Raw genomic sequence first — 12526 nt, 5'->3', positions numbered from 1 at the left:
CCTTATTAAGCGCAGGACGTTGCTTGCGGGCGCCATCAGCGCGTTGCTCTTACCGCTTGTGGTTCTGCGCTTTTTCATGCGGCAGATAAGTGCTGAAAAGCCGATTTTCTATGGTGTGACAGGCAGTTAGTGTGAGATTTTCAGATTAAGATTATACTTGCTGTTCCGGCCGATCCTGCATAATCGACCTCATATATTCACTTCATTAAATGGAATAAATATGACCAAGCTTAAAGCAGTAATCCCGGTTGCGGGACTCGGTATGCATATGCTCCCTGCGACTAAAGCCATTCCGAAAGAGATGCTGCCGATCGTCGACAAACCGATGATTCAGTACATCGTCGACGAATGCGTTGCTGCCGGCATCAAGGAGATTGTACTGGTCACTCATGCTTCCAAAAATGCGGTGGAAAACCATTTTGATACCACCTATGAGCTGGAAGCCCTGCTCGAAGCACGCGTTAAACGCCAACTGCTGAGCGAAGTGCAATCAATCTGTCCGCCGGGCGTAACCATCATGAACGTTCGCCAGGCGAACCCGCTGGGGCTGGGGCACTCTGTGCTGTGCGCACGTCCGATGATCGGTGATAACCCGTTTGTAGTGGTTCTGCCTGACGTTCTGCTGGATGATTCAACCGCTGACCACCTGCGCTATAACCTTGCCGCCATGGTGGCTCGCTTTGAAGAGACTGGCCGCAGCCAGATTCTGGCGAAGCATATGCCAGGCGAAGATCTGACCGAATACGGCGTTCTGACCACCGAGCAACCTCTGGATAACCCAGGCGATATTAGCTCTATCACCAACATCATTGAGAAACCAGAAGCGGGCCAGTTGGATTCTGACCTGACAGCGGTGGGCCGTTATGTATTGTCTGCAGATATCTGGGAAGAGCTGGAGAAAACTGAGCCAGGCGCGTGGGGCCGTATCCAACTGACTGATGCGATTGCGTCTCTCAGCAAGAAAAAACCGGTTGATGCACAATTGTTGACGGGTACCAGCTTCGACTGTGGTAAAAAAATGGGCTACATGCAGGCCTTCGTTTCTTACGGTCTGCGTAATAACGCGCAGGGTCGTGATTTCCGTGAAGCTATTCAGAAAATCCTGGCGAAATAATCCATTCTCATGCCGCGCCGCTTGCGCGGTTTAAAGGAGTACACATGGCTATTTTGGTAACGGGCGGGGCAGGGTACATCGGCTCCCATACGGTGCTGGCGCTGTTAGAGCGCGGCAACGACGTTGTGGTCCTGGATAACCTCTGCAATGCTTCGCGCGAAGCCATCAATCGCGTTGAAAAACTGTCAGGCAAAAAAGCGGTATTTGTTGAAGGCGATATCCGTGATCGCGCGTGTCTGCGCGATCTGTTTGCAGCCAACAACATCTCAGCTGTGATTCACTTCGCTGCGTTAAAAGCGGTAGGTGAATCCACCCGTATGCCGCTTGAGTACTACGAGAATAACGTCGCAGGCACGGTGGTGCTGCTGGAAGAGATGCGCAACGCTGGCGTATGGAATTTCATCTTCAGTTCTTCCGCGACGGTATATGGTGCCAACGCGCCGGTCCCCTATGTGGAAACCACGCCGATTGGCGGCACAACCAGCCCGTACGGCACCTCCAAGCTGATGGTCGAACTTGTGATGCAGGATTTCGCCAAAGCGGAACCGCAATTCAAAGCGATCGCGCTGCGCTACTTCAATCCGGTGGGTGCTCATGAATCGGGTGAGATTGGCGAAGATCCGAGCGGCATTCCGAATAACCTGCTGCCCTATATTGCTCAGGTGGCAATTGGTCGTCTGGAGAAGCTGGGCGTGTTTGGCGATGACTACAACACGCCGGACGGCACGGCACAGCGCGACTATATCCATGTGGTTGACCTTGCTGAAGGCCATCTGAAAGCGCTGGACCAGCTGCCGCAGGTGGAAGGTTACAAGGCTTACAATCTGGGCGCCGGCAAGGGGTATTCGGTGCTGGAGATGATCAAGGCATTTGAAAAAGCCTCAGGCAAAGCGATTCCCTTCGAAATCAAAACGCGTCGCGACGGCGACCTGCCAGCCTTCTGGGCAGATGCCAGCCTGGCAGATAAAGAGCTGGACTGGCGCGTAACGCGCGGTATCGATGAGATGATGCGCGATACCTGGAACTGGCAGAGTAAGAATCCGAACGGTTTTAATTAAATCCTGACTGAATTGAAAAAACCCGGCAAATGCCGGGTTTTTTTACATCTTAATAAAATACCCTGAGCTCAATTGCGCATTTATTATTCAATATTCGTCTTCTAAAAAACCCGGAGAATTCCTAATCGAACCTGAGGCAAAATTACGTTTTCAAGGCACATTTTTTTTGAGCTGGGGTGGGCTTCGACAAAACTTTCAATCTTACTCTAAGCAGGTATATTGTTGGACGTCAATCAGTTGTGGCTAGCGGACCGATAAGTTGACATTAAGGTTAGCGAATCCGTCACAGGACAATAACCATGTTAATTCAGCAGCACAAAATGTATTATTGACGGTCTCAGACAAGACGGGTTTTATGACCCTTTCGACTATAAGAGCCTGAAAATACAGGATTGACTTGTTACACAGCATATTGGTTGCTGCAAGCCAAGGGCGGTAGCGTGGATGTTTTTTATTTTTTGCAGAAAAAATAACCCGCTTATAAGTGAGAAAGCAGTTTTAAAAGACACATTAGAGGTTGTGGAATGATACTACCCGTAATCATGGCCGGAGGAACCGGCAGTCGTTTGTGGCCCCTTTCACGCGAACTCTATCCAAAACAGTTCATTAGCTTGCACGGACAGCACTCCATGCTGCAGGAAACCGTCAACCGTTTGTCTGGTGTGGAAACACGGGCACCAATGGTTATCTGTAATGAGGAACATCGTTTCCTGGTGGCGGAACAGCTTCGTCAAATTAAAAAGTTGTCGCACAATATCATTCTTGAGCCGGTTGGCCGCAACACGGCGCCAGCGATAGCGCTGGCGGCGATCAATGCGATTGAGCAGGGCGACGATCCGGTCCTGCTGGTGCTGGCAGCCGACCACGTGATTGAAAACCGCGCCGCGTTTCATCAGGCCATCGCCACTGCCACGAAGTACGCTAAGCAAGGACATCTGGTAACATTCGGTATCGTACCGGCTGGCCCGGAAACGGGTTATGGCTACATTCATCGCGGCGAACAGCTGCCAGGCGATGAAAATGCACCGTTTGGTGTACAGCGTTTTGTTGAAAAACCGAATCTCAAAACTGCGCAGGACTATTTGGCTTCCGGCGAGTATTACTGGAACAGCGGCATGTTCATGTTCCGCGCCAAACGTTATCTGCAGGAACTGGAAAAATTCCGTCCGGATATCCTTGACGCCTGCCGCCGTGCGATGGCGAACGTGCAGGAAGGCAACGACTTTATCAGTATCAATAAAGATGACTTTACTGCCTGTCCGGATGAATCTGTGGATTATGCCGTAATGGAACAGACCAATGATGCCGTGGTCGTGCCGCTGGACGCAGGCTGGAGCGATGTCGGATCCTGGTCAGCACTGTGGGAAGTGAACGATAAGGACGCTGCGGGCAATTCGCTTAAAGGCGATATTTTCCTGCATAACACCCAAAACTGTTACATCAACAGCGAAGATCAACTTGTTGCGGCGATTGGCGTTGAAAATCTGGTCATTGTGAACACTAAAGACGCCGTGTTGGTGGCACGCAAAGATCAGGTGCAGGACGTTAAGCGCGTGGTTGAGTTCCTGAAAAGCGAATGCCGCAGCGAATATCGCCGTCATCGTGAAACTTACTGGCCATGGGGACGCTGCGATTTAGTGGTGAATACGGGACGCTTCAACGTTAACCGAATCACGGTTAAACCCGGCGAAGCTTTTGAGTTGCAGATGCACTATCACCGTACCGAACACTGGGTGATCCTTTCAGGCACAGCGAAGGTCACCATTCAGGACAAGACGCTGCTGTTAACGGAAAACCAGTCTACCTTCATTCCGATTGGCCATCAGCATACGCTGGAAAATCCGGGCAAGATCCCCCTTGAGTTGCTGGAAATCCAGTCGGGATCCTATCTGGGCGACGATGACCTGATTCTGATTAAAGAGCAATTTGCCCGTAAATAAGGACACAGAACATAATGGAAGCACTGACCTGTTTTAAAGCCTATGACATTCGTGGCGAGCTGGGCAAAGAGCTGAATGAAGATATCGCCTACCGTATTGGCCGCGCCTACGGCGAATTCCTGAAGCCAAAAACGATTGTGGTGGGTGGTGATGTTCGTCTCACCAGCGAAGCGTTGAAAATGGCGTTGGCAAAAGGGCTGATGGATGCTGGCACCGATGTGCTGGATATCGGCATGAGTGGCACCGAAGAGATTTACTTCGCCACCTTTCATCTGGGCATTGACGGTGGCATTGAAGTTACCGCCAGCCACAACCCGATGAACTACAATGGCATGAAGCTGGTACGTGAGGGCGCTCGTCCAATCAGTGGCGATACCGGTCTGCGTGATGTGCAACGGCTGGCAGAAGCCAATGAATTTGCTGCGGTAGATACAGAGAAACGCGGTAGCTATAAGCAGGTTTCCATCCTGGACGCCTATGTTGATCACCTGATGGGTTATATCGATCTGGCGAATTTCACCCAGCCGATGAAGTTGGTGATTAACTCCGGCAACGGCGCGGCAGGGCATGTGATCGACGAAATCGAAAAACGCTTCCAACAGGCGAAAGCGCCGGTGAGCTTTATCAAAGTCCATCATCAGGCCGATGGCAACTTCCCGAACGGTATTCCCAATCCGCTGCTGCCGGAATGCCGTAAGGACACCTCAGATGCGGTGCGCGAACACAACGCCGATATGGGTATCGCCTTTGACGGAGATTTTGACCGTTGCTTCCTGTTTGATGAAAACGCTGAGTTTATTGAAGGTTATTACATTGTCGGCCTGCTGGCGGAAGCTTTCCTGAAGAAAGAGCCAGGCGCGAAAATCATTCATGATCCGCGATTAACCTGGAACACCATTGACGTGGTGACCAAAGCGGGTGGCGTTCCGGTGATGTCAAAAACCGGTCATGCGTTCATCAAAGAGCGTATGCGCGAAGAAGATGCGATCTATGGCGGCGAAATGAGCGCGCATCATTATTTCCGTGACTTTGCGTATTGCGATAGTGGAATGATTCCGTGGCTGCTGGTGGCTGAGTTACTGGCGGTAAAGGGGCTTTGTTTATCCTCCATGGTTGCAGAAAGAATTAAATTTTTCCCAGCTTCTGGAGAGATAAACCGTAAGCTAAAAGATGCAAAAAATGTCATTGCTAATATAAAACATGCTTATTTTAAAGAAGCAAAATATATAGACGAAACTGATGGCATAAGTCTTGAATTTGAAAGCTGGAGGTTTAACCTTCGTACATCAAATACTGAGCCTTTAGTGAGACTTAACGTCGAATCTAAATCTGCGCCTGAGCTTATGAGAAATAAAACGATTGAAATTTTGACGTTACTAGGAGGGAAGTAACATTGAAAGATATGCTCCAAGCCGTATATAAATACCGTGGTTTTATATTAGGCAGCGTTGTACGCGAATTTCAAACACGTTATAAAACGAGTATGTTAGGAGCACTATGGTTACTAATACAGCCTTTGGCAATGATTCTGGTTTACACCCTTGTCTTTTCGCAAGTAATGAGAGCAAGATTACCCGGTGAAGGTGGGACCTATGCCTACAGTATTTATCTGTGTATTGGGATTATTACTTGGGGACTCTTTGCTGAAATAGTAGGCAGAGGGCAAAACATTTTCATTGAAAGTGCAGGGTTGATAAAAAAACTCAACTTTCCAAGAATTTGCCTACCGATTATTATTACGCTCACGGCTTTACTTAACTTCATTATAATTTTTTCAATATTTATTATTTTCTTGGTAATAGACGGTAGTTTCCACTTTTTATCAATTGTACATATTATTCCTTTATTAATTATTCAGATATTTTTTTCAATAGGTTTAGGGATCAGCTTAGGTGTAATAAATGTCTTTTTTCGTGATGTTGGTCAGTTTGTAGGCATAATGTTACAGTTTTGGTTTTGGTTTACGCCGATTGTTTATGTGATGAGTACCCTTCCAGAGTGGGCCCAAGGTATCCTAAAATACAATCCTTTGGCAACATTGGTGGATAACTATCAAAAAATAATAATTCATCAGGAAACCATCGATTGGTCAGCAATGTTGCCGGTTATTGTTATCACGCTGTGCCTTTGTTTGCTGGGCATTTATCTTTTCAAAAGACATGCTGCAGATATGGTGGATGAGCTTTAATGAGTAATATTACGGTAAAAAATGTTGGGAAGGCTTATAAAAATTATCCATCTCGTTTTGGACGTTTAATAGAGTGGATATCACCAGTGAAAACAATTAGGCACCAAAAAACGTGGGTCCTGAATGATATTAGTTTTCATGTTAGTCCAGGAGAAGCCGTTGGAATTATTGGTATAAATGGTGCTGGGAAGAGTACGCTTCTTAAAATCATTACCGGAACAGTACAACCAACCAAAGGTACTGTTTTACTTCAGGGCAGGGTCGCAGCTCTTCTTGAACTTGGGATGGGGTTTCACCCCGATTTTACAGGCAGACAAAACGCCTATATGTCAGGACAGCTATTAGGCCTGACAACGCATGATATCGATAGATTAATGCCCGAAATCGAAGCTTTTGCAGAAATTGGAGATTATATCGACCGACCTGTTAGAGTTTATTCTAGTGGTATGCAAATGCGTCTGGCTTTTAGTGTTGCAACAGCAGTAAGGCCTGATATCCTTATTGTTGATGAGGCGTTATCGGTAGGCGATTCTTATTTTCAACATAAAAGTTTTGATAGAATAAGAAAGTTCCGCTCTCAAGGTACAACTCTTTTACTTGTGTCACATGATAAAGCAGCTATTCAAACTATTTGTGACAGAGCAATATTGCTTAATGCGGGAAAAATCCAGATGGAAGGCGCACCTGATGTAATAATGGATTGTTATAATGCTCTGCTGGCAGAAAAAACTGGCGAAAATACTTTAAAGCAAGAATCTATTCAAGAAGGTAAAATCCAGACTGTTTCAGGTAACGGTAAAGCAAAAATTAACAATATTTCTTTACATAAACGTAACGGTGAGAAAGTAGAGATAGTTAATATTGGAGAAGCTGTTAATTTAAAAGTTTCTGTTGATATAGTAAACGATATCGATGAGTTGGTGATGGGCTATGTTATTAAGGACAGGCTTGGGCTAGCCGTTTATGGAACTAACACATATCATCTTGGGAAAAAGTTAACTATGCTCAAAGCAGGGGAGAAAGTTAATTTTGACCTGAATTTCAATATGAATGTGGGCGAAGGTAATTATTCAATATCGATTGCATTACATGACCGAGATACACATGTAAATAATAATTATGAGTGGCGTGATCTCGCGCTTATATTTAATGTTTTGAATGGCGGAAAACCAATTTCTGTCGGAACATCTTGGTTACCTACTGAAGTCGAGATTCATCATGAAAGATAGTTTCTATAGTTCGTTTGAAAATAAATATCGGGGTTCTCGTGATTCGATTAAATCACGTTTAAAAGTATATATAAAATTAGCGAAAATATTAATTACACACTTTCCTGACTCTATTGCTCTTGATCTTGGTTGTGGTAGAGGGGAATGGCTTGAAATGGTCAGAGAGCTTGGGTTCAAGGAAATCGGCGTTGATCTTGATGATGGCATGCTTAACTATTGCCATGAACTCAATCTTAATGTTGAAAAAAAAGATGCATTAGAAATTCTGGCCTCTTTTCCAGACGATTCAGTAGCTATTGTCTCGTCTTTTCATCTCGTAGAACACATTGGGTTTAACAACGTAAATGAATTAGTCAAACAAGCGTTACGCGTATTAAAGCCTGGTGGCATACTTATAATGGAAACCCCTAATCCAGAGAACTTAATTGTATCAAGTAATAATTACTTCCTTGATCCCACCCATAATAATCCGATTCCAAGACAACTATTGAGCTTTTTAACAGAACATGCCGGATTTGCGAGAACAAAAATTTTGCGTCTTCAGGAAGATAGCTCACTGTTTACGCGGGACAATATTACACTATATGATGTGATCAGTGGTGTTAGTCCAGATTATAGTGTTGTCGCTCAGAAAGTGGGCGATTCAGATTTTTTAAGTAAATTTGCAGATTTCTTTTCTGCTTCATATGGTATCTCTCTCAAATCTCTCTCCAATAAATATAACCAAGGCATTCAGGAAAAATTCACTAGCCTTGCTAATGAAATAATGAATTTGCAACAGGCAACCAGTGAACTTAAAGAAAAAGATTTTATAATAGCTAAAATTAAAGATCTGGAAGCAACAGTTTATAACTTAGAAGAGGAAACTAAAGAGTTAAAGCAGCAAGCTATTCAAATTCAGAACGTAAATATAGAGTTAAAAAAGAAATTGAACGAAGCCGGGTTTACTGATATTAAAGATTCTGATGAAATTGATAAAAAAATTCATGAAAAAGTAGCTGAGTTCGCTACTAATAAACTGGTGCTTGATAAACTCTTTATCTGTCAAGAAGAGCTGAAAGCTTCGGCTGACATGATTATAGCGATGCGTAACAGTACATCGTGGAGAATATCTTTCCCCGTAAGGCTGCTTGGAAGGATTTTGAAAGGAGAACCTATAAGTTACCTTTCTTCAACAGTAATTAAAAAGCCTATAAAGATAGTTCTTTCATGGCTTATTAATAAAATAAATAAAAATCCCAAAAGACGTATAGCCTTTGTTAAATTATGTAAAAGAACTGGTCTCGATAAACTTTTAAGGCCGTTATATTCGAGGTTCATAAACCATGCTGGCATAATAAAGGTTCCACCTCAAGAAGTTGACAATAGTGATATCTTAAATGCTAAATTATCTTTCTATGGGGAAGATATTTTAAATAAGTTAAATAAATAAGAAAAAAGATCATGCGAATTTTAATAGATATGCAGTCTTGCCAGACTGGCTCCAGATACCGTGGTGTAGGCAGGTATTGCCTTGAGCTGGTAAAATCAGTTGTTAAGAAAGACAAAGAAAATGAATTCTTACTTTTGCTCAATGAAACATTAGGTTTTGTTGATGAAATCAAAGCTGAATTTGAAGGTATACTAAAATTTAATAACTTTTATTGCTGGACACAATTTGATAATACTAGTGCTTATCATGGTGATGAAAAAGAAATAATCATTTCGGAGTTTATTCGTGAAGGAGTAATACGTGATATAAATGCTGATGTTGTGTTTTTGCCTAATCTACAAGAAGGTTGGGAGGATGGCGCGGTTATATCAATAGGTAAATTAGCAGGTTCTGAAAGTGAAAATTACATCTCGACATTACATGATGTAATACCTTTACTATATGAAGATGAATATCTTGCAAAAAGTAATCCTATTCGCCCTTGGTACTTTGAAAAATTAGAATATGTATCTAAATCCTCAAAAATTATCACTGTTTCTGAATCTTCAAAAGCAGATATTCAGAAATTGCTTAATTTTGATGACGTAGCCGTTATTCCAAATGGTATTGATATTGATTTTTTTAGCCATAGTGATGAGGTAACAAAGCAAGCTGTATTAAAAAAATATAATATTAAAAAGAAGTTCATATTATATACAGGGGGCATGAACCCACATAAAAACCTTGAAAATTTATTTAAAGCGTACGCTTTGCTGCCGCCTGAAGCCAGAACAGAGTATTGTTTAGTATTAGCTGGGAAAATTCCTGCTCACATCGATAACATTAAAAACATTCTCACCGATTTAGGAATTCTTGAACAAGTAATTTTTACTGATTATATTTCAGACGTTGAACTAGTCGCTTTGTATAGTTCTTCAAGCTTATTTGCATTTCCATCCTATCAGGAAGGATTCGGCATACCGGTTTTGGAGGCAATGACAGCTGGAGCCGTTGTTATTGCTAGTGATATTCCTGTAATGCATGAAGTGATGGGGACTAAAATGGATGCTTTCTTTCCTCCATTTGATCCTCATATTATCTCTGCAAAAATTTTATATGCACTTACTGACGTTGATTTTCGCGAGAATTTTAATAAACATGCTGCAATCCATGTTCAGCAATATAAATGGGAAAGAAATGCTGAAAAGTTCATCGCAGAATTAAAGTTAGTAGCTTCTCAGAAAAATCCATCTTCTTTAAAAAGAAATATATCTTCTTTAGATTTAGTTATAGATAATATCCGCAACTCATCCCTCGATCTCGACCAAAAAAAAATGAAACGGGTTGCAAAGTTATTAAGCGAAAACTTCAAGCCTGAAAGAAGAGATCCCAAGATATTCATCGATATTAGCTCAATAGTTCATAACGATTTTAAGACAGGCATTCAACGCGTAGTCAGAGCGCTATCGAATGAGCTAATTAAGAAATTACCCAACGTTGAGTTGATTTATTCCTATGCTAATCATCTTAATTTTTGGAAAGCTCAAGTCACAGATGAAAAGTATAGCTGTAGTGAACATGATGAAATAGTTGATTTTTATCATGGCGATAAGTTGCTATATTTGGATCTTCATCCTGCTTTAGCAATCTCACATAGAAACATTAATAACAGACTTAAATCATTAGGCGTTGATATAAACTATGTAATATATGATCTAATACCTCTATTACGACCTGAAGCTTTTGTTAAGGAACTCTCAGAAGAATTTGTAGGCTGGGCGAAATCAACGAGCTATGCTGATGGTGTAATATGTATTTCACGTTCAGTAGCTGACGAATATATCAATTGGTTAAAATATAACAAGCCCAATCGCGTTACAAAACTTAATGTTGGATATTTTCATCTTGGTGCGGATATTGATAACAGTCTGCCAACAGTTGGTATGCCGGATGAAGCTCATAATATCTTATCTTCAATTAAAGAAACGCTCAACTTTATCATGGTTGGAACTTTAGAGCCCAGAAAAGGGCATCTAAATACTATTAAAAGCTTTGAGGAACTTTGGCAGCAAGGTTATAAAGCAAATCTCTTGATTGTTGGGCGAAAAGGGTGGCTGTCTGATAATATCACAGACTACATACTCAACCATCCGGAGCTCAACAAAAAGCTTTACTGGTTTAACGGCGTGAGTGACGAATATCTTGAAGCTATTTATGATGTGTCTGATTGCCTTGTAGCAGCTTCAAATGCGGAAGGATTCGGTCTTCCGTTGATTGAAGCAGCAAGGCATGATTTGGCCATCATTGCTCGAGATATACCTGTATTTAGGGAAGTAGCAGGTCAGTTTGCCTATTATTTCAAAGGCAATGAACCAGAAGTTCAGGCAGAAGAAATGAAATATTGGATTGAGCTTTGGGAGCAGGGTAACTATCCTCGTTCGGCAGGTATGAAATATTTCACTTGGAAAGAAAGTTCGGAGCAGTTTATTGAGTCTTTCATCAATAAAAATTGGTATCATGTTTGTGATTTTACCGAAGGAAAAAAGTAATGACTAAAGTTGCATTAATCACTGGTATTACCGGACAAGACGGTGCCTACCTGGCTGAACTTTTGCTTAATAAAGGCTATAAAGTCTACGGTACCTATCGTCGTACCAGTTCTGTAAATTTCTGGCGCATCGAAGAGTTGGGGATCAAATCAAATCCTAACCTTCACTTGGTTGAATATGATTTAACCGATCTTTCATCAAGCATTCGTTTACTGCAGGAAAGCCAGGCGACTGAAGTATATAACCTGGCGGCACAGAGCTTTGTTGGCGTTTCTTTTGATCAACCTCTGACAACTGCCGAAATCACGGGTATCGGTCCGGTAAATCTGCTGGAAGCCATCCGTATCGTTAACCCGAAGATTCGTTTCTATCAGGCTTCAACTTCTGAAATGTTTGGTAAGGTTCAGGCGATCCCGCAGAAAGAAGACACCCCTTTCTACCCGCGCAGTCCATATGGCGTTGCTAAACTGTACGCTCACTGGATGACGATCAACTATCGTGAAAGTTACGATATCTTCGCTTCCAGCGGCATCCTGTTCAACCACGAGTCCCCGCTGCGTGGTCAGGAGTTCGTGACGCGTAAAATCACCGATTCCGTAGCAAAAATCAAACTCGGCAAGCTGGATGTACTCGAACTCGGCAACCTTGACGCTAAGCGTGACTGGGGCTTCGCCAAAGAGTATGTCGAAGGCATGTGGTTGATGCTGCAGGCCGACCAGCCGGATACCTTTGTTCTGGCTACTAACCGTACTGAAACGGTGCGTGATTTCGTTGCTATGGCATTCAAAGCGGCGGGCATCGAACTGCGTTTCGAAGGTAAAGAAGAGCAGGAAGTGGCGATTGATGTTGCGACCAATAAAGTCGTCGTTAAAGTTAACCCGAAATTCTATCGTCCGGCAGAAGTAGAGCTGCTGATTGGTAATCCACAGCGCGCAAAAGATATTCTTGGTTGGGAGCCAAAAACCACGTTGGAAGAGCTGTGTGCCATGATGGTTGAAGAAGATCTGCGTCGCAACAACCAAGGGTTTTCTTTCTGA

At 43.1% G+C, this 12526-nt stretch carries 9 protein-coding genes; all 9 read left to right on the top strand.

Annotated features, from left to right (window positions below):
- The first annotated feature begins 220 nt into the window (after positions 1-220).
- Positions 221-1114, top strand: a complete 894-nt coding sequence (gene galF / locus ABU178_RS12585; RefSeq protein ID WP_397215288.1) for a UTP--glucose-1-phosphate uridylyltransferase GalF — start codon at positions 221-223, stop codon at positions 1112-1114.
- 44 nt (positions 1115-1158) lie between these two features.
- Positions 1159-2172, top strand: coding sequence for a UDP-glucose 4-epimerase GalE (gene galE, locus ABU178_RS12580; protein WP_397215287.1), 1014 nt, complete (start codon positions 1159-1161; stop codon positions 2170-2172).
- Positions 2173-2696: 524 nt separating this feature from the next.
- Positions 2697-4112 (top strand): mannose-1-phosphate guanylyltransferase/mannose-6-phosphate isomerase, encoded by a 1416-nt coding sequence (locus ABU178_RS12575; protein WP_397215284.1) that lies wholly within the window; start codon positions 2697-2699, stop codon positions 4110-4112.
- 14 nt (positions 4113-4126) lie between these two features.
- Positions 4127-5503: a phosphomannomutase CpsG gene (cpsG, locus tag ABU178_RS12570; protein ID WP_397215282.1), complete on the top strand. Its 1377-nt coding sequence runs from the start codon at positions 4127-4129 to the stop codon at positions 5501-5503.
- A gap of 11 nt (positions 5504-5514) precedes the next feature.
- Positions 5515-6300, top strand: a complete 786-nt coding sequence (locus ABU178_RS12565; protein ID WP_397215800.1) for an ABC transporter permease — start codon at positions 5515-5517, stop codon at positions 6298-6300.
- The gene (locus ABU178_RS12560; protein ID WP_397215280.1) at positions 6300-7529 is read left to right on the top strand and encodes an ABC transporter ATP-binding protein; all 1230 of its coding nucleotides are present in this window, start codon (positions 6300-6302) and stop codon (positions 7527-7529) included. The genes ABU178_RS12565 and ABU178_RS12560 overlap by 1 nt, the downstream gene beginning before the upstream one ends.
- Positions 7519-8961 carry a methyltransferase domain-containing protein gene (locus tag ABU178_RS12555; RefSeq protein WP_397215278.1) on the top strand — a complete coding sequence of 481 codons (1443 nt, stop codon included), beginning with the start codon at positions 7519-7521 and terminating at the stop codon, positions 8959-8961. Before ABU178_RS12560 ends, ABU178_RS12555 begins: the two co-directional genes overlap by 11 nt.
- Before the next feature lie 11 nt (positions 8962-8972).
- A complete protein-coding gene (locus ABU178_RS12550; RefSeq protein ID WP_397215276.1) occupies positions 8973-11489 on the top strand; it encodes a glycosyltransferase family 4 protein in 2517 nt (838 codons plus the stop codon).
- Positions 11489-12526, top strand: coding sequence for a GDP-mannose 4,6-dehydratase (gmd, locus tag ABU178_RS12545; RefSeq protein WP_397215274.1), 1038 nt, complete (start codon positions 11489-11491; stop codon positions 12524-12526). The genes ABU178_RS12550 and gmd overlap by 1 nt, the downstream gene beginning before the upstream one ends.

This window comes from Pantoea osteomyelitidis (assembly GCF_044342975.1).
In the GTDB taxonomy this organism is placed as follows: domain Bacteria; phylum Pseudomonadota; class Gammaproteobacteria; order Enterobacterales; family Enterobacteriaceae; genus Pantoea; species Pantoea osteomyelitidis.
Note: the sequence above shows the minus strand (reverse complement) of the source record. Positions and strands in the feature narration are given on the sequence as shown.

Coding starts and splice junctions, on each gene's coding strand:
- ABU178_RS12565 (WP_397215800.1), top strand. CDS start 5,515: ATGCTCCAAGCCGTATATAAATACCGTGGTTTTATATTAGGCAGCGTT.
- ABU178_RS12555 (WP_397215278.1), top strand. CDS start 7,519: ATGAAAGATAGTTTCTATAGTTCGTTTGAAAATAAATATCGGGGTTCT.
- ABU178_RS12560 (WP_397215280.1), top strand. CDS start 6,300: ATGAGTAATATTACGGTAAAAAATGTTGGGAAGGCTTATAAAAATTAT.
- galE (WP_397215287.1), top strand. CDS start 1,159: ATGGCTATTTTGGTAACGGGCGGGGCAGGGTACATCGGCTCCCATACG.
- galF (WP_397215288.1), top strand. CDS start 221: ATGACCAAGCTTAAAGCAGTAATCCCGGTTGCGGGACTCGGTATGCAT.
- gmd (WP_397215274.1), top strand. CDS start 11,489: ATGACTAAAGTTGCATTAATCACTGGTATTACCGGACAAGACGGTGCC.
- cpsG (WP_397215282.1), top strand. CDS start 4,127: ATGGAAGCACTGACCTGTTTTAAAGCCTATGACATTCGTGGCGAGCTG.
- ABU178_RS12575 (WP_397215284.1), top strand. CDS start 2,697: ATGATACTACCCGTAATCATGGCCGGAGGAACCGGCAGTCGTTTGTGG.
- ABU178_RS12550 (WP_397215276.1), top strand. CDS start 8,973: ATGCGAATTTTAATAGATATGCAGTCTTGCCAGACTGGCTCCAGATAC.